At 60.2% G+C, this 17,732-nt stretch carries 19 protein-coding genes and 1 riboswitch; of the genes, 9 read left to right on the top strand and 10 right to left on the bottom strand.

Annotated elements, in window-relative coordinates:
- Positions 1-64: 64 nt before the first annotated feature.
- A complete protein-coding gene (locus tag Q6L55_00400; GenBank protein ID MEN9257175.1) occupies positions 65-1,504 on the top strand; it encodes a cytochrome ubiquinol oxidase subunit I in 1,440 nt (479 codons plus the stop codon).
- A gap of 17 nt (positions 1,505-1,521) precedes the next feature.
- Entirely contained in the window at positions 1,522-2,562 is a 1,041-nt protein-coding gene (gene cydB, locus Q6L55_00395) for a cytochrome d ubiquinol oxidase subunit II (GenBank protein MEN9257174.1), read from the top strand.
- Here the strand turns inward: cydB and Q6L55_00390 are convergent.
- Both Q6L55_00390 and Q6L55_00385 read right to left on the bottom strand, forming a co-directional pair.
- On the bottom strand, positions 2,559-4,178 hold the full coding sequence (locus Q6L55_00390) for a DUF4070 domain-containing protein (GenBank protein ID MEN9257173.1): 1,620 nt from the start codon (positions 4,176-4,178) through the stop codon (positions 2,559-2,561). The genes cydB and Q6L55_00390 overlap by 4 nt on opposite strands.
- Before the next feature lie 142 nt (positions 4,179-4,320).
- Entirely contained in the window at positions 4,321-6,060 is a 1,740-nt protein-coding gene (locus Q6L55_00385) for an NADPH-dependent assimilatory sulfite reductase hemoprotein subunit (protein MEN9257172.1), read from the bottom strand.
- A 77-nt stretch (positions 6,061-6,137) separates the two neighbouring features.
- Here Q6L55_00385 and cysH point away from each other — a divergent pair, with 77 nt between their 5' ends.
- Complete coding sequence (cysH, locus tag Q6L55_00380) at positions 6,138-6,932, top strand: phosphoadenosine phosphosulfate reductase (GenBank protein ID MEN9257171.1); 795 nt, start codon at positions 6,138-6,140, stop codon at positions 6,930-6,932.
- 63 nt (positions 6,933-6,995) lie between these two features.
- Complete coding sequence (locus Q6L55_00375; protein ID MEN9257170.1) at positions 6,996-7,916, top strand: CHAD domain-containing protein; 921 nt, start codon at positions 6,996-6,998, stop codon at positions 7,914-7,916.
- 287 nt (positions 7,917-8,203) lie between these two features.
- Here the strand turns inward: Q6L55_00375 and speE are convergent, their stop codons facing one another.
- The 4 genes from speE to petE form a co-directional block, all read right to left on the bottom strand.
- Positions 8,204-9,085 (bottom strand): polyamine aminopropyltransferase, encoded by an 882-nt coding sequence (gene speE / locus Q6L55_00370; protein ID MEN9257169.1) that lies wholly within the window; start codon positions 9,083-9,085, stop codon positions 8,204-8,206.
- Positions 9,086-9,090: 5 nt separating this feature from the next.
- A complete protein-coding gene (speD, locus tag Q6L55_00365; protein ID MEN9257168.1) occupies positions 9,091-9,483 on the bottom strand; it encodes an adenosylmethionine decarboxylase in 393 nt (130 codons plus the stop codon).
- Positions 9,484-9,761: 278 nt separating this feature from the next.
- A complete protein-coding gene (locus tag Q6L55_00360; protein ID MEN9257167.1) occupies positions 9,762-9,923 on the bottom strand; it encodes a hypothetical protein in 162 nt (53 codons plus the stop codon).
- Between the two features lie 5 nt (positions 9,924-9,928).
- Positions 9,929-10,324: a plastocyanin gene (petE, locus tag Q6L55_00355; protein MEN9257166.1), complete on the bottom strand. Its 396-nt coding sequence runs from the start codon at positions 10,322-10,324 to the stop codon at positions 9,929-9,931.
- An 89-nt stretch (positions 10,325-10,413) separates the two neighbouring features.
- A riboswitch (adenosylcobalamin (AdoCbl) riboswitch) is annotated at positions 10,414-10,556 on the top strand.
- A gap of 3 nt (positions 10,557-10,559) precedes the next feature.
- Between petE and Q6L55_00350 the strand changes: the two genes are divergently transcribed.
- From Q6L55_00350 to gmk, 5 genes are read left to right on the top strand one after another with little or no spacing between them, the layout of a single operon-like run.
- Positions 10,560-11,525, top strand: a complete 966-nt coding sequence (locus tag Q6L55_00350) for a sirohydrochlorin chelatase (GenBank protein ID MEN9257165.1) — start codon at positions 10,560-10,562, stop codon at positions 11,523-11,525.
- A complete protein-coding gene (locus tag Q6L55_00345; GenBank protein ID MEN9257164.1) occupies positions 11,522-12,646 on the top strand; it encodes a geranylgeranyl reductase family protein in 1,125 nt (374 codons plus the stop codon). Before Q6L55_00350 ends, Q6L55_00345 begins: the two co-directional genes overlap by 4 nt.
- A 36-nt stretch (positions 12,647-12,682) precedes the next feature.
- Positions 12,683-13,060, top strand: coding sequence for a hypothetical protein (locus Q6L55_00340; protein ID MEN9257163.1), 378 nt, complete (start codon positions 12,683-12,685; stop codon positions 13,058-13,060).
- Positions 13,024-13,548 carry a CDP-diacylglycerol--glycerol-3-phosphate 3-phosphatidyltransferase gene (gene pgsA, locus Q6L55_00335; protein MEN9257162.1) on the top strand — a complete coding sequence of 175 codons (525 nt, stop codon included), beginning with the start codon at positions 13,024-13,026 and terminating at the stop codon, positions 13,546-13,548. The genes Q6L55_00340 and pgsA overlap by 37 nt, the downstream gene beginning before the upstream one ends.
- Complete coding sequence (gene gmk, locus Q6L55_00330; GenBank protein ID MEN9257161.1) at positions 13,524-14,111, top strand: guanylate kinase; 588 nt, start codon at positions 13,524-13,526, stop codon at positions 14,109-14,111. The genes pgsA and gmk overlap by 25 nt, the downstream gene beginning before the upstream one ends.
- Here gmk and dnaB read toward each other — a convergent pair.
- From dnaB to Q6L55_00310, 4 genes are read right to left on the bottom strand one after another with little or no spacing between them, the layout of a single operon-like run.
- Positions 14,083-15,450, bottom strand: a complete 1,368-nt coding sequence (gene dnaB / locus Q6L55_00325) for a replicative DNA helicase (protein ID MEN9257160.1) — start codon at positions 15,448-15,450, stop codon at positions 14,083-14,085. The two genes, gmk and dnaB, sit on opposite strands and share 29 nt — an antisense overlap.
- A gap of 50 nt (positions 15,451-15,500) precedes the next feature.
- Complete coding sequence (locus Q6L55_00320; GenBank protein ID MEN9257159.1) at positions 15,501-15,980, bottom strand: hypothetical protein; 480 nt, start codon at positions 15,978-15,980, stop codon at positions 15,501-15,503.
- Positions 15,907-17,022, bottom strand: a complete 1,116-nt coding sequence (locus Q6L55_00315; GenBank protein MEN9257158.1) for an RsmB/NOP family class I SAM-dependent RNA methyltransferase — start codon at positions 17,020-17,022, stop codon at positions 15,907-15,909. The genes Q6L55_00320 and Q6L55_00315 overlap by 74 nt, the downstream gene beginning before the upstream one ends.
- Positions 17,022-17,729, bottom strand: coding sequence for a hypothetical protein (locus Q6L55_00310; GenBank protein ID MEN9257157.1), 708 nt, complete (start codon positions 17,727-17,729; stop codon positions 17,022-17,024). The genes Q6L55_00315 and Q6L55_00310 overlap by 1 nt, the downstream gene beginning before the upstream one ends.
- Positions 17,730-17,732: the final 3 nt, after the last annotated feature.

Here is a 17,732-nt window from a genome sequence, read left to right as displayed (position 1 = left end):
GTCGGGGCAGCCACCGGTCGGGTCCTATAACAGGAGTGTCCCCACAATGCTCAAGTAAGGATTTATGCTGGAGTCTTGGTTGGATACGGTGACCCTGTCCCGCTGGCAGTTTGCCCTGACGGCCATTTTTCATATGCTCTGGCCAGTGCTAACCACGGGGATGGCGATTTATCTGGTGATCGTCGAGGCCCTGTGGCTGAAGACCCGCGACCTGGCCTACTACCACCACGCCCGGTTTTGGTCGAAGTTGTATTTGCTGAATTTTGGGATTGGGGTGGCGTCGGGGTTACCGATGGCGTTTCAGTTTGGGCTGAATTGGGCGCCGTTTTCGGAAGCGGTAGGAGACTTTTTTGGGACCCTGTTGGGCTTTGAAGGCACGATGGCGTTTATGCTGGAGGCCAGCTTCCTGGGGATTATGGTCTTTGGCTGGGAGCGGGTGCCGCCGGTGATCCATCTCATTTCCACGATTTGTGTGGCGATTGGGGCCAACCTGTCTACGTTTTGGATCTTGACGGCTAATTCCTGGTTGCAGACGCCCGCCGGGGGAGTGTTTGTCAATGGCAAGTTCGTGGTGCAGGACTTTTTTCAGGCCATTGGCAACCCCTATATGCTCCACAGTTTTCTGCACATGTTTTTTGCCACCTTGGAAACGTCGCTGTTGGTGATTGGGGGGATTAGCGCCTGGTATATCCTACAGCGGCGGGAGACAGCGTTTTTCAGCCGTTCGTTGAAGATTGCCCTGGTGATGTTGGTGCTGGTGGCGCCGCTGCAAATCCTGGTGGGACACTGGAGCGCGGAACAGGTGTACCATTACCAGCCCACCAAGCTGGCGGCGATGGAGGCCCTGTGGGAAACGGTGCCGGCCCATACCCCGGCGGATTGGAGTCTGCTGGCCCTGCCCAATAACCAGTTGCAGACTAACACCTGGGAGCTGAAGATTCCTGGTTTGTTGAGCTACCTGCTGGAGTTCAAACCGGCCTTGGAGACGCCGATTTTGGGGTTGAAGGAATGGGCGCCCCAGGACCGGCCCCAATTGGTGGGCTTGGTGTACTATTCGTTCCGCCTCATGATTGCTATCGGGCTGTTTTTCGCGGGGTTGATGGTGGTGTCCCTGGTGCAGTGGTGGCGGGGGCAATTTCTTCCAGAAAGGATTAGTGAAAATCGGTGGCTACTCTGGGCCTGGGTGTACGCGGGGCCGCTGGGGTATATCGCCGTGGAGGCGGGCTGGATGGTGCGCTGCGTGGGCCGTCAACCTTGGCTGGTCTATGGGCAGTTGCGTACGGTGGAGTCGGCCTCCGATTTGCCGCCCCAGTTGGTGCTGTTTTCCTTGACGGGGCTGATGCTGCTGTATGCCGTGTTCTTTGTCATGGCCCTGTACTTCGGGCGCAAGATTATTCTCAAGGGGCCGAATTTGTCCCTGCCAGCACCCCGGGCGGCTGTACAACCGGTCATCGAACCGGCCCAGCATTTACCGGACCAACGTCCAGCGGAAGCCCAGTTTTAGGATTGAGGAGGTGCCCTATGCCGTCCACATCCCTGGACCCCCTGGCCCATTTTCTGCCCCAGGTCTGGTTTTTCATCTTGGGGCTGTTTTTATTCCTGTATGTGTTGCTGGATGGATTTGACCTGGGGGTGGGGATTTTGTCCCTGACGGCCAAGGGAGAGGAACGGCGCACGATTTTGATGACCAGTCTGGGGAATGTCTGGGACGCCAACGAAACGTGGCTGGTACTGATGGGGGGGTCGTTGTTTGGGGCCTTTCCCCTAGCTTACGCCACGATTCTGCAGGCCCTGTACATCCCCCTGGTGATCATGGTGGTGGGGCTGATCCTGCGGGCGGTATCCTTTGAGTTCCGGGAAAATGCTGAGAACAAGATGGTGTGGAACGTGGCCTTTGGGGTGGGGAGTTTCATTGCCGCCCTGGGGCAGGGGTTTGCCCTGGGAACGGTGTTTGAAGGGATCAAGGTGGATGCGGCGGGGCATTTTGTGGGCACCCCCTGGGATTGGTTGACCTGGCGGACGGTGGTGGTGGCCTTGACTTTGATCCAGGGCTATGTGCTCATCGGTTCCACCTACCTGATCCTGAAGACCACCGGCGAGTTGCAGCAGACTTACTACCGCACGGCAACGATTGCCACCTGGACGACCCTGGCGGGGGCGATTTACATCACCGTGAGCACCCCCCTGCTGTCGGAACACGCGCGGGAGTTGTTGTTCTCGCGGCCTTTGGTGTATGTTTTTGCGGCGATTCCTGTGCTGGGGTTAGGGCTGGTGGCGGCTTTGTTGCGCAGTTTGCAGTTACGTCAGGAGGTGGCCCCCATTGTGTACACCTTTTTGATCTTTGCCCTGTCGTTTATCGGGTTGGGGTTTTTGATTTTTCCCCACATCATTCCCCCCAGCATCACCATTTACCAGGCAGCGGCGGCCCCCAGTACGTTGGTGTTTATGCTGACGTTTGTGGGCTTTTTGATCCCCATCGTCCTGGGCTATAACATCTACAACTACGTGGTCTTCCGGGGCAAGATTGGGGGGCCGGGGAAACCCCAAGCAGCGGGTCATTAATAGGTGGTGCTGACGGCCACGGGGTGGCGGATTTTTTGGGAGTAGAAGGAGGCCGACTGGTGCCCCTGGCCGCACTCCCGGGCGAATTTAATCAGGTGATGGGCCACCAGGGCGGCGCTGATGACGTATTCGATTTGCCCCTCTTTGAGGGCGGGAAGGGCGAACTTCCAGAACACATCCCGGTAGTCGCTCAACAGCCCCACCTTGACCAATATATTGGCCATGAGCCGCAAGCCCTTGAGTAGGTTTTTCCAGTTGGTGCGGGCGGGACTGTTAGGGGGCTGGATGCGGTTGGGATAGGTGTGCTTCAGGTTGTAGGCAAAACGCCGGTAGAGGAATTCCGGAGTGTAGGCTTGGGTAATGCAGTAGCGCCACATGGCCACCACCTGCTCGTAGGGCAGCCGGAAATCCACGTTGGATTCGCGGTTTTCATCAAAAATCAAGCGCCCTTCCTTTTCCAGCCGCGTCCACAGGGGGGTTTTGGGTAGGGCATACAACAGGTTGATGGTCAACATGGGAATGTTCGATAGGCGAATAAATTCCAGAATCCGGTCGGCGGTGTCGGGGGTGTCCGTGTCCAGACCCATAATGATCCCGGAGACCACCTCGAGGCCGTAACTGTTGAGAATTTTCACCGCCTCCAAAATAGGCAGGCTCAGGTTGTGGTCTTTGGCAATGGACCGCAGGGCTTCCGGCTCGGGGGTTTCAATCCCGCAAAACACGGTGCAGAAATAGGCCTCCCGCATCATGGCCAAAATTTTGGGGCTTTGGGCCAGGTTTAGGGTGGCTTCGCAGGCAAACTGCACCGGATACCCCCGCTTTTTTTGCCACTCAATCAGATGGGGCAGCAGTTGCATCACCGCCTTGCGATTGCCCACAAAATTGTCGTCTACAAAGTAAATGGCCCCCGGATTCCCCGCTGCCAGGATGGCGTCTAGCTCCTCGAGGATTTGCTGGGGCGTTTTCAGACGGGGGTGGTTGCCATACAGGGCAGGAATGTCACAAAACTCGCAGTGGTAGGGACAACCGCTGGAAAACTGAATGCTGCCGATGAAATACCGGTCCAGGGGCAATTTGTGGTAAGCGGGAATGGGGAATTCGTGCAGGGGCACCCGTTCTTGGGTACGAAAAATGAGCTGTTTTTCCGGGCGGGTGGTGTGTTGGTCCAAGTAGGCAATCACCGCATCGGTGGCATCCCCCAGCTCCCCCAGGTGCAAAATGTCCACCTCCGGGTAGTACTCCGGGCAGGCCGACACCGATGGTCCCCCCAAAACCGTAATCTTGCCCCAGCGATGGGCCTGGCGATTGATGGCTAAAATCTGGGGCCTTTGGATGTGCATGCCGCTGATGATCACCGCATCCGCCCACCGATACTCCCACCGGCGCACAGGTCGAATGTTCTCGTCCACCAGACGCACCTCCCAGCTTTCAGGCATGTAGGCCGCTACCACCAGCAACCCCTGGGGCGGCATAAAGGCCTTCACCCCCGGCATCAGTTCGTAGGCATGGTGAAACGTCCCAAAGGCGGGGCTGTAGCGGGGAAACACACACAAAATGCGCCGCCGGTGCTGAGGCCGGTAAGGGGTGCGCCGGGAGGTTCCAGTTGCTTCAACCATGGGTCTTGCCGCGTGACACGTGCCCCTAGTTTAGGAAGATTCACCACCCCCTGACAAGCCGTTAACCCCATTCTTAACGGATTTTTCGACTTTAGATCCCCCGATAACCGTACAAACAGTGTTTATACAAAAGGAGGATGTATCAGGGGGCGATTTCCTGAAGGCGCGCCAGCCCGACCCGGTGGCAGAAGTCCCCGAACCGCTCTCCCGTGTAGCGTTCCTGTTTGTAGAAGGCAAACAGGGGTTTGAGGGTGGGGGCGACCTCATCCAAGGCCACCTTCTCCCACAGGACCTGGGCCAGGCGGTCGCCGTTGGGGCTGGCACCTACCCAGACTTGGTAATACCCCGCTGAAGTTCCCACCAGACCCACCTCCGCCAGGTAGGGACGGGCGCAACCGTTGGGGCAGCCGGTCATGCGCACAATTAGGGGGGTGTCGCCCAACCCCAGCTCTTGCCAAACGGTCTCGATTTGCGTCAGGACCTCAGGAAAGACCCGTTCGGATTCGGTGATCGCCAAACCGCAGGTGGGCAGCGCCGGGCAGGCCATCCCCAGTTGCCGCAGGGGGGAAAGGTCCTCGGGCAAGGGTACCCCGTGCTCCCGCAAAATTTGGGTGATGGGTCGTCGCCAGGCCGGGTCAATGTCGGTGAGGATCAGGTCCTGGGTGGGACACAGTTGTATCGGCAGGCAAAATTCTTCGTTGATGCGCCGTAGGGCCGTTTTCAGACGACAGGTGGCCGTGTCCCGAATCCGCCCGGTGGGGATGGATAACCCCAAAAATAACTTGCCGTCCCCTTGGGGTTGCCAGCCCAGGTAATTTACTCCCGCTGGAAAGGGCGGCAGGGGATGCCAGGGTTTCAGCTTCAGGCCGGCGTATTCCTGCATCACCTGCCGGAACTTGCGTATCCCCCACTGGTGCACTAGGTACTTCAGGCGGGCGTGCTTGCGGTCGTGGCGGTTGCCGTAGTCCCGCTGGACGGCTAAGATGGCCTGGATGACCGTCTCAATGGTCTCCGCCGGCGCAAACCCCAGTCGCTGGCCTAACAGGGGAAACGTGGTGTCGTTGTTGTGGGTGCGCCCCATGCCCCCCCCCACCAAGATATTGAATCCCCGCAGTTGGCCCTTGGCGTCGGTAATGACAATCAACCCGATGTCCTGGGAGTAAATATCCACCGTGTTGTCGTCGGGGACGGTGATGGCGCATTTGAACTTGCGGGGTAAATACTGGTTGCCATAGAGGGGTTCCACCGGGTCGTCCAGGTGAATACGGGGCAGTTTGGCTAAGTCGGGGAGTTCAGGAATCGGGATTTCTTCGTCGTCAATCCAGAGTTCGTAGTAGCTGCGGGTGCGGGGCAGTAATAAATCGGACAAGCGGCGGGCGTACTCCTGGGCGTAGCGATAACTGGGCCGGTGGCGAAAAGGGGCCGGAGGGGCCATGAGGTTGCGGTTGATGTCCCCGCAAGTCGCCAGGGTGCTCCCCATCTGCCGCACGATTTCTTGGATCACCGTTGGCAGGTTGGCCTTGAGGACCCCATGCAGTTGAAAGGTTTGACGCGTGGTTATCCGCAGGGTGCCGTTGCCGTAGCGGTCAGCCAGGTCGTCCAGGGTGCGATAAAGCAATGGCGGCACGTGTCCCCCCGGTTGGCGGGTGCGCAGCATGAAGGAGTAGGCCCGCTCCAACCCCTGTTGCCGCAGGACCTGCCGCTGGTCCCGGTCGTCCTGCTGGTAAGAGCCGTGAAACTTGAGAATCTGGGCGGCCGCCTCGCTGATGTGGCTGGTCGGTTGGGCCATCTCCGCCGCCAAGGGGTCCTTGAGGTAATGGCTGTGGATTTTGACCGCCTCGTGCCGGGGCAACCGCCCCTCCCCTCCAGATACTGTGGTCATTGTCGCTAATTCCGATCGGAATAGGTTCTTTTTTACTGTAGCATGGATGGTGGTGTGACACTCTTAAGGGAAGCTAAATGAATCAGCCAGTTGGTGCCCAGACCCCCTATGGTGAAAAAACAAGTCCTGTGTTGACGGAAACGACTGTGCATCCAGAGCTGTGGCAGAAGGTGCGCCAGCTTGACCTGGCAACCCTGAACCGGGAGTTAGCGACGGCCACCCCGCGGGACATCCTGGCCTGGGCGGTGGACCTGTTGCTGGAGGGGTTGGTGCAGGCCAGTGCCTTTAACGTGGAGGACATGGTGATCACCGACCTGCTTTACCGGGACCTCAAGCCCCCCCATCCCGTGCCGGTGTTGTTTTTGGATACCCTGCACCATTTCCCGGAGACTCTGGAGCTGGTGGCCCAAGCCACGGCCCACTACGACTTGAACCTGAAAATCTACCGCATCCAGACGGTGAATTCCCGGGAGGCCTTTGCCCAGCGCTACGGGGAAAAACTCTGGGAGACGGATATTGAGCAATTTCACTACCTCACCAAAATTGAACCCTTGCAACGGGGGTTGCAGGAACTGGGGGCGGTGGCCTGGATTACGGGACGGCGGCGGGACCAAGCGACCACCCGGGCCGATATGCCAGTGCTGGAGTGGGACAAGCGCCAGCGCCTCAAAATCAATCCCCTGGCCTACTGGACCCGCAAACAAAGCTGGGCCTACGTCATGGAACACACAGTCCCCTACAACCCCCTGCACGACCGGGGCTACGCCAGTATTGGGGATGAACCGCTGACTACGCCGATTGCCGAAGGGGAGGACGAACGGGCTGGCCGCTGGCGGGGCACCGGCAAAACCGAGTGCGGGATCCATCTTTAGCTCCTCGGGTTATACTAGAGTTATTTCTGATTAACCTCGTCTTAACCTTGGGGGGAAACGGCTATGGCAGCGACGACCCTGGGGTGGTGGATCCATCAGCATCTCGGGAAGGCCTTTCGCAAGTGGAGCAAGCAGGAGGAGGGGGTCAAGGAGGGAAAAGACCCGGAAGCCATCCACCAGATGCGGGTGGCCATGCGGCGCTTGCGCTCGTTGCTGACGACCTTCGAGGGGGTGTTGGACGTGCCGCGGGTGGCCCGCAAGGTGGGGATGATCAGCCGGGTGTTGGGGCAGGCCCGGGATGCGGATGTGATGCTGGAGCGGTTGCAAAACCATTATTTACCGGCGCTGCCCCCTCAGGAGCAGAAGGTGGTGCAGGGCTGGGTGCGGCAATTGCAACAGCAGCGACGGGAGCAACAGCGGGAATTGGTAGCCCTCCTGCACTCGGCAACCTATGAACGGGTGTATAAGGTCTGGCGCGATTGGATCGACCGGCCCCGCTGGCATCCCCTGGGGGACCGTCCCCTGGCGGAAACCCTGCCCCACGTTTTGATCAGGAGCTGGGCGGAGTTGTTCCTGTATCCGGGGTGGGCCGTGAACACGGTTTCTGAAAACCCAGATTGTCTACACGACCTGCGCAAAGCCATCAAACGCACCCGTTACCTGTGGGAATTTGCCGAGGACTGGCTGGGGGAAGACCTGCGGGCGTCCTTGGGGTGGCTACGGGAGTCCCAGGAGGTGCTGGGGCAACTCCAGGATGGGTTTGTCCTGGTGGCCCAGTTGACCGTGGATTGTCCTGTGCTGGAGGAACGGTTAATCCAGGACCGGGCCGAACTCTGGCGACAATGGCAACACCTGCGGGCGCAACTGCAAAGCAGCGAACATCACCAGCAGGTCTATCGTATCCTTGGCAGTCGTTGTGGCAGCCCTGTTACTCCGGCGCCAACGGTCGAAACCGAGCGTCTCGCCGCAGTTCCCCTTGGATGAGGACCGCCAGACGCAACTTCCTCACCCCCAGCCCCCGCATGGGGTTCCAGATCACTGTACTTTCCTCCAGGAGAACGAAGCCATCCGCCGGGGCAAAAGGTGGTGGCAACTGCCTCTACAGTCGGCTTCCTGCCAGATTTGTAGTGGCCGTCGGGTCCAACCCTTGAACGTCCCACAGCGGCGACCCCTTCCCACAGGCTCGGGGGAGCGCCCCCATACTTAGGGGTCGGTACGGGCCTGGGCGCCATGGAGGGTTGTCCCCTTCAGCAAAGCAGACAATGGGCGGATTAATTCTCCTCCAATTGCTGGCGCACAAAGGTAGGCAGGGCAAAGGCCGCCACATGCACCTCCGGGTTGTAATAGCGTAACTGGGAAGCAAAAGCGCTAATTTGCGCCTGGGCACGCTGGGGGTCAAAATCCCGCACCGGATGATATTGCTTGCTGGCCAGGGTAAATGACCACATGCCCGTCGGGTAGGAGGGAATAAACGCCAAATACATCGTCACGATGGGAAAAAGCTGCCGCAGGCTGTGGTGGGCTGCCCGGATCGTCTCTTGAAACAGCCGGTCAAAGGGGGATTCGCTCTGGAAGACCAGGACCCCCGCCGGTTGGAGAATCCGGGCCACCTGCCGGTAGAAATCCAAGCCGAACAACCCCTCCGCCATGTCCACCGGGTCCGTGGAATCCACGATCACCACGTCATAGGTCCCGTCAGGCACCCCTTGGACGAAGGCGACCCCATCGGCAATGTGGAGATGCAGGCGGGGGTCTTGGAAGCCGCTGGCCATAGTGGGGAAGTAGGTTTGGGCCACCTCCACCACCAGGGCGTCAATTTCCACCAGGTCCACCTGTTCCAGATTGGGGTGGCGCAACACCTCCCGCACCGTACCCCCATCGCCGCCGCCGACCACCAGCACCCGCCGGGGTTGATTGACCAGGCACAGGGCCGGATGGCTGATCATTTCGTGATAAATAAATTCATCCCGCTCGGTACACATGACCAGGCCATCCAGGGTCAGCAGGCGACCGAAGGCATCCGTCTGCCAGACCTGCACCTGCTGATAGGGGCTGCGCCGGCTATAAAGCAAATCCTCCACGCCGAAGGTTTGGCCCGTGCGTCCCTCCCAGAACTCGGTGAACTGGATTTGGTGAAATTTACTGGTGTCCATAGGGCCTACCCCACCTGGGCCACCGCCACCGGTTTATGGCGCACCGGCGTTGGGAACAGCCCCCGCTTGAGTTCCATACTGGAATAGCTCCGGGCCTGGAACTGCTCCTGCAGGTACTGCTGGATCACCCAGGGGTCAATGGTTTCCCCACAGGTGAAAATGTCCACCGCGGCATAGCCATACTCCGGCCAGGTGTGAATGGCCACGTGGGATTCGGCAATGACCACCACACCGCTGACGCCATGGGGACTAAAGGAGTGGAACAAATCCGTAATGATCGTCGCTCTAGACCGCCGGACCCCCTCCAGGAGAATTTGGGCGATACGCGCCTCATCGTTGAGGACTTGGGGGTCGCATTGGTAGAACTCGACCAGGATTTGTCTTCCGAGTGCTTGCATGGCTACCCTCCTTGTGCCGCACCCCCCGCCATCGCTGACGAGGATGAACATTGTATGTCTTGGTGATCCAGGGAATCACCACCCACACAACCGCAGCCCTGGTGGATGAAGGGTAGGGGGATGCCGGAAGACGTTTAGAATCAAACGCTTTTGATCACATCCCCGAGAATCGATCCACCAGCCGCTAGCGCTACTTGACTCCGGGACCTGCCATGACCCCAGAGGCAAGCTTTTCTAATTTACAAAAAATGGACCGGTCAAGGCAATCCCCGTAGTCCCTAAAAGCCCTTCGACCGAGACCGGGACCCGAGACGTTGTTGTTGCTGTCGCCGCCGGTCGCGCCACTCCACCCAGGTGAGATAGCCCACCCCCACGGTCACACTCCCCAGGAGCAGTAAGGCCAGACCAAACAGGCCCAGCAGCACCCCTTCCGTCGTCATCCGCCCTAACCCTGCAGGATGATCTTGCCCACCATACCGGCGCCCCGGTGGGGTGTGCAGTAGTAGGTGTAGGTGCCGGGGGGCAAGTCGGAACCAAAGGTAATGCGAAAACTATCGCCGGGTTTATAGACCAGGGCTTGGTGGGAAAGCTTTTCCGCCAGGGCCTCATCCCCGTTGGGCACTGAGCTAAACACCACGTTATGGGGCGGGAGTTTGTTGTTGAGCCACTCCACCGTGTCCCCCGGTTGGATGGTCAACTGGGCCGGTTGAAACGCCAGCAGTCCGTTGTCGGCCCCCATTTTGATCTGATAGGTTGCCGCCCAAGCCGACCCGGTCCCGCTCCACCAGAAGAAACAGGCTATCAGCAGCACCCATCCCCAACGTACCCATGCCTTACCCATCACCGCAACACTCCCAACTCGACCGAATGTTTAGATTTATTTAAGACATTTCATAATTTAGCAAATTGGTTGGGGGGTCCTTGGGTCGCTATGATGGTAACGCTGGCCCTGGGGGAAAGTCCGGTGCGAATCCGGCGCTGTGCCGCAGCAGTGATGGGCTTTGCCCTCAGCCTGAATGCCCCAGGGTCGGTTGGTCCTGCACCCACCTGCGTCGCACGGGTGGAAGGAGTAGAAGATGGTTGCTGTACAGACGGAACGAAGGTTTGATTTCCCAGCATTGCCCTATCCCCGGCCTTTGTTGCTGGTGGGCCACGGTAGCCGGGATGCCCAAGGCCGGGCTGATTTTTTACGCTTTGCCCAGGAGTACGCCGCGCTGGACCCCTCGCGCCCAGTAGTGCCCTGTTTCCTAGAGCTAACGGAACCCCTGATTGCTGAAGGCATTGCTACTTGCGTTGCAGCCGGATGGCGGGAGCTTTCCGTGGTGCCCCTGTTGTTGCTGGCGGCGCGGCATCTGAAGTTGGACATCACCCGGGAGTTGGACCGGGCACGGGCGCAGTATCCGGGTTTACAGATTCACTACGGGCGGCATCTGGGCCTGGCGCCGGAGATTTTGGCCCTGTGGCAGGAACGATTGGCCCAAGCCGACCACCCGACGATTCCCCGGGCCGAAACGGTGGTGTTGCTGGTGGGTCGAGGGGCGAGCGATCCAGACGCCAATAGTGATGCCTTTAAGCTGGCGCGCTTGCTCTGGGAAGGGAGCGGCTACTTGACGGTGGAAACCTGTTTTGTGGGCATTACCCATCCCCGGTTGGAGGAGGGCTGGCGGCGGGTCTGGCTGCATCAACCCCGGCGGGTGATCGTGGCGCCCCACTTTTTGTTCACCGGCGTCCTGGTGCAGAAAATTCAAGCCATGGCCGCCCAGATGCAACGGGAACACCCGGAGGTCCCGATTACCTGTTTGCCGGAACTGGGGCGGCATCCGGCGGTGTTGGCCCTTCTGCGCCAGCGGGAACGGGAAACCTTCGGCAGCATCACCCCCATGAACTGCGATGTGTGCAAATTCCGCCTCCAGGTGGTTAATGGGAATTCCCATGATCATTCCCACGACCATCCCCATGACCCCCACGAACACCATCATCATCACTCTTACCGGGACCCCTATCGGGATATTACCGAGTACCACCGGCGCATCTGGCGATGAGGTATGACGTGATTGTGGTCGGGGCGGGACCCGGCGGCGGCAGTGCGGCCTACCATCTGGCGAAACGGGGGCGGTCGGTGCTGCTGCTGGAACAGGCGTCCTTGCCCCGCTACAAGCCCTGTGGGGGTGGCGTCTCGCCCCAGGTGCAGGAATGGTTTGATTTTGATTTCACCCCGGCTATCTCCTGCCTCAGCTGCCGGATTCACTACACCTGGCAGTTGGGGGACCCGGTGACGGTGGAACTGACGGACCTAGACCCCATCTGGATGGTGCGGCGGGACGTGTTTGACCATTTCCTGGTGCAACAGGCGCAAAGGCAGGGGGCGCAGGTGCAAGACGGCACGGCGGTTACTGGCATTGCCTGGCAGGGGGACGGCTGGCAGGTGCAGACGACGGGTGAACCCTACCGGGGGCGCTATCTGGTGGCGGCTGATGGGGCCAAAGGGAAGTTGGCGGGTTGGCTGGGGTTTCGCCAGCGGCGGCGACTGGCGGGTGCCCTGGAGGCGGAGGTACCCTTGCTAGAAAACCCCCGGCCCCGTATCTGCTTTGAATTCGGCCTGGTGCATAACGGCTACGCCTGGAACTTCCCCAAACGGGACGGGTTTTCCCTGGGGGTGGGGACCTTGGCCGGCGGGGGCATTTCCCAGGACTTGCGCCGGATTCTCCAGACCTATGCCGCCCATTTCCAGGTGGATGTGGCCCAGGCGCGCCAGTACGGTCATCCCCTATGCCTGTGGGACGCGCCCCAACCCCTGCATACCGAAAACGCCCTGTTGGTGGGGGAAGCAGCCTGTGTGGTGGACCCGTTTACCGCCGAGGGGATTCGGCCTTCCCTGTGGACGGGGTGGCAGGCGGCCCTAGCCCTGGATCAGGCCCTCGCGGGGGATAGGGATGCCCTAGCGCGTTACACCGCAACGGTGCAGAACACCTGGGGCCGGGACATGGTCTGGGCAAAACGGCTGGCCCAGGTGTTTTATCGCTGGCCGGGGTTGGCCTACCGGGTAGGGGTCAAACGCCCTGGGGCGACCCGTAAGTTTGCCGAGTTGTTTACGGGGAAAACCCACTATGAGGCGGTGGCCCATCTGGCTTGGCAACGGTTGCAGCAGGCACTCCCCTGGTAATGCAGTACGATGGGGGTTAGGCAACCGGCAGTAAGGATGTTTGGTTCTTTTCAGCACACGACGCTGCGCATTGAATTGACGGCCAACCGGGACCAGATTCGCCAGGCGATCCTAGAACCGGCAGCACTGCGGCAGTGGTGGTTTGCGGGCTGGCCCCTGGGGATGCCGGTGGCGTCGGGTCGGTCGGTGGAATTGCGTTGGGGAGGCGTCATCCCCTTCCGGGCGCGGGTGCAACGGGTGGCCGCCGAGGCGTTGCAGTGGCAATTTAGCGGGGCCGTGGACGGGGTGCAAGCCTGGCATTGGGGGGACGGCTGGGTGCAGGTGGACCTGGCGGCCGTGTCGGTTTTGCCCTTGGAAGTGGGGCAGGTCTGGCAGTTGTGGCGATTGCGGGATTATCTACGGCGGCGGTCATGACGGTGGCCTCCTGGTTGACCCTCAGCCGGTTGCTGGTGATTCCGGGGCTGTTTGTGGCGCTGGCCCTGGGGGCGCGGGGTTGGGCGGCGGGCCTGTTTCTGCTGGGGGCAACGACGGATGCCCTAGACGGTTATGTGGCGCGGCGCTGGCAGCAGGTGAGCGACCTGGGCAAGTGGCTGGACCCCCTGGTGGACAAGTTGTTGGTGATGGCGCCCCTGCTGGCCCTGGTGGAAACGGGGGACCTACCGGCCTGGGGAGTGTTTCTGCTCTTGGCCCGGGAGTTGACCATCACGGCTTGGCGGGGGCGGTTACCCCAGGTGATGGGCGCCCATGGCTGGGGCAAGGCGAAAACGGTCAGCCAGGTGGGGGCGGTGGTGGCCCTGCTGCTGTGGCCGGGCAACGTGAGCTTGGGGTTGTTTGGCCTGGCCGTGGTGCTGACGTGGTTGTCGGGGATAATGTACCTATGGCCGAGACAAGCGGGCGCTTGATTGTGCTGACTGGACCGAGTGGGGTGGGCAAGGGCACGCTGCTCAAACGGCTTTGCCAGCGCCATCCCCAATTGCAGGTATCGGTTTCCCTGACAACGCGACCCCCCCGTCCTGGAGAAATCCCCGGCCAGTCCTATATCTTTGTCAGTCGTGAGGAGTTTGAGGCCGCCATCGCCGCCGGCGCTCTCCTGGAGTGGGCGGAATACGCGGGCAATTACTACGGCACCCCCCGCCAGCCCGTGGAACAGGCGCTGCAACGGGGCCAGTGGGTGATTTTGGAAATCGAGCTGCAGGGTGCCCGGCAAATCCGGCGGTCCTTTCCCCAGGCCACCCTGGTTTTTATCTGCCCGCCCGATTGGCAAACCCTGGAGCAACGCCTGCGCCAGCGGGGTCAGGACTCAGAAACGGCCATGCAAAAACGCCTCGCCCACGCCAGGGAGGAGCTGCAGGCCACCCCCGAATTTGACGCCTGTATCGTCAACGATGACCTGGACCGGGCGGTGCAGGAGTTGGAACGGTACTTGGGGCTGCCGGTCAGTGTTTCAAATTGCGGAACTGGGTGAGGTGGGCGTCGAAGAGCAACTTGGCCACCCCCGTCGGCCCGTTGCGGTGCTTGGCAATGATGGCTTCGGCGATCCCCCGCTCCGGTGTGTCGGGATGGTAATACTCATCGCGGTACAACATAATTACCACATCCGCGTCCTGCTCGATACTGCCGCTTTCCCGCAGGTCCGACAGCATGGGGCGCTTGTTGGTGCGGTGTTCCACCCCCCGGCTCAACTGGGACAGCACGATCACCGGCACCTGCAACTCCCGCGCCAGGGTCTTTAAGCCCCGAGTCATGCGGGACAGTTCCAGCACCCGGTTTTCGCTGCCGCTGCCGCCGCTGTCCATCAATTGCAAATAGTCAATCAGCACCAGCCCCAGGTTACCCTGCTCCGCTAGCAGCCGCCGGCACTTAGAGCGAATCTCCATCACCGTCGCACTGGCGGAATCGTCTATAAAAATGGGCAGTTGCGCCAGGGTGCTGATGGCCTGGTTGAGCTGAGGCCATTCATGCTCGGCGATGCGACCGGTGCGCAGGCGGGTGCTTTCGATACGGGCTTCGCTGGCCAGCAGCCGGTACACCAGTTGCTCCTTAGACATCTCCAAACTAAACAGGGCCACGGGCAACCGGTGGGTGGCGGCGATATTGCGGGCGATGTTCAGGCAAAAGGAGGTCTTACCCATGGAGGGCCGTCCAGCGACGATGATCAAATCCGACCGTTGAAACCCCTGGGTGAGGGCGTCCAGGTCATAGAACCCACTGGTGATCCCCGGCGGCAGCATGTCTTCGGAGCGCTGTTCGATTTCGTGCCAAATGGTGCTCACCATTTCCGCCGTGGAGACCAGTTCCTGCCGGGGTTGATTTTGGCAAACGGCAAAAATCTGTTGTTCCGCCTGGTCCAGGACTTGTTCAATGGGCAGGGTGGTTTCGTAACCCAAACGCAGGATAGCCTGGCCCGCTTGGATCAGTTGGCGCCGCAGGTATTTATCCGCCACCAGGGCTGCGTACTGGTCAATGTTGACTGCGCTGACCACCTGATCCACCAATTGCACCAACTTGGCCGGGCCGCCTACCTTTTCCAGCAGTCCCTGGTCTTGCAACCAGGTGGCCACCGCTGTCATATCCGTGGGTTTGCCCTGCAAATGCAAACTCAGGGCCGCTCGGTAAATTTCCTGGTGGGCCTGGATATAGAAAAACTCCGGTTTGAGGAGGTGACTGATGCGCCCCATAGCATCGGGATCCAGCAAAATCCCCCCCAAGATGGCCTCCTCCGCCGCTACATTTTGAGGGGGGAGCTGATGGGGCGAAAAACTGAATTCTGAGGTCAACGAACGGTTTGGGGCATCAGATACCATAGGCAGGCCATCCCTTGGCCCTATTCTAGCCGACCCTGCCTGCTCCAGTCTCACGGGGAGGTCTGGATGTACCGGTTGACCTTGTCCACCACGGCCTCCACCAGGCTGGGCCGCTGTTGCAGTTGCGCCTCCATTTCCGCTTCCAAAATCTGCACCTGTTCTGGGGGAATTTGGAGAAGCTGGATGAGTTTGGTGTAGGCGGCCTGTTCTTCCGGGTTAATCAGGGGTTCGTCGGGCCGGCGGCGACTGGCTTTGATCACGGCATAGCCCAGTTGTAACACCAGCAACTTTTCCGTTTCCGTCGCCAACTTGGGCACCAGTTCCTCCAGGGGAATGTTTTGGGTGACGTAGTCCTGCAATTCCTGGCGCAGGCGGGCCTGTTGGGCCGGGTCCTGGGCAAACAGTTGGGAAAATCGGTCCAGGATCAAGTTGCGTTCGGCGGGGGACAATTCGCCATCACTCCAAGACAGGGCCGCCACCACCCGCAGGAGATTCATCTGCCGGGGAGAAATCGTCGGAGTTTCGCTCATAATCGTCACCATTGAGAGGCACATCCTTGAACTTATCACGCTCCCCGTCCCCCACCCCCTTTTCATTGCCATTTATTTGCATTGCCCGGCGCGCTGGCGATACCTGCACCTGCCGTAACCAGTCCCTATCCACCGCCGCCCCAGTCCCCTCCCGCAACCATTGCCAGAGACAGGTAAATGCACCGGCGCCCTCTCCCCCCTGGGGCCACAGACGATAGCAGGGAAACGCGACCAAGTGGGATTGAGCCGCTGCCAGGGCCGGCACCCCTACCGGTTGCAGCTCGGGGAAATGGGTCATCAACCATTGACAGTTCTCCTCGTTCTCTTCGGGGCTGTAGGTGCAGGTCATGTAGGCCAGATACCCCCCCGGTTTGAGCAGTTGCTGGGCCTGGGCCAAAATCCGGCGCTGGCGCTGACGATTGAACTGGACGGTGCGGGGGTGAAAACAGCCGGGATTTTTCATGCCCTTGGCCAGGAGGGATTGCCCCGAGCAGGGCGCATCCACAATCACCACATCGGCGGTCTGGGCCAGGTGCTGCGCCAGCGTTGCCGGGTCCTGCTGCACCACCACGCCCGGGATACGACAGCGCCGCCAGTTGCTCAACAGGGTGCGCACCCGTTTGCCGATGGGTTCGTTGGCAATCAGCAGGGAAGGGTGCAAATACCGCCAGGCCAGCACACTCTTACCCCCCGGCGCGGCACACAGGTCAATTACCACCGGTTGGGTCACCGGAATCGCCCCCAGTACCGCCCCCGCAAACACCGACGACATGTCCAGACAGTAGTAATAGCCCCGGTTGTGCAGGGGATGCCGGCCTGGTTGCACCTCTGGCGCCACCCGATCCACCCAAGGCGGTTGCCAAGCCAGGGGTGGCAGCACCGGAAAGGGCAACGGCTCGGGGCGAGGACGACACCAGGCTATCCCGGTCGGCAGCGGTGTTGGGGACAGCAGCACCTGGACAAAGCGGTTTTGCTGCTCGGTGTCACTGGGCCACAACTGGGCGGCTAATTTGGCCAAAAAGCGCGGTGTCGCCACCACCATCAGGGGGAAGTATCGGGATTTTTCTGGGAAAACCCCCACACAAACAAACCCACGATCACCGTGGTGGTCAACCATTCCGGCGGCAGCAGGTCCGGTCGAAATGCCTTGATCAACAGGCGCAGCCCCACCAAAGCCACCGTCGCATAACCCGCATCCTGCAAATGGGTATAGATTTCCAACCAGCGGATGAACAGACCCGCTAAACAGCGCAGGGCCACAATACCCATTACACCCCCCAACAGCACCAGCCAGGTTTCTTCCGCCACCGCAATGGCCGTCGTAATGCTGTCTAAAGAAAAGGCCAAATCCGTCAAGGCCAACGCCGGAATCACTTGCCAAAAGGAGGCCGCCGGGTCCAGAGGGATGGGCATTTCCTGGGGGTCCTCTTCCCGGTGGCGATGGCGTAAATAATTCCAGACCAGCCACAACAAATACAACCCCCCCATGACGGAAACAATGGGAAATCGCAGGACCCAGGTGGCGGTTAAGATTAAAACCACCCGCAGAATAAAGGCCAAGGCCAGGCCCCAGTTCAAGGCCCGCTGTTCTAATTTGGGGTCGTGCAAATTCTGGACAATCGCCGCCAGGGCAATGGCATTATCCGCCGATAAAACGGCTTCCAAAAGAACCAAAATCCCGATGATGATTAGGGTCTGGGGACCAAAGTGCTGGGGGACCTCAATCAGCCGGTCAAGGAGTGGTTCCATCCT

Source organism: Gloeomargarita sp. SRBZ-1_bins_9 (assembly GCA_039794565.1).
Taxonomy (GTDB): Bacteria; Cyanobacteriota; Cyanobacteriia; order Gloeomargaritales; family Gloeomargaritaceae; genus Gloeomargarita.
This window is presented reverse-complemented; position numbering and strand designations above follow the sequence as displayed.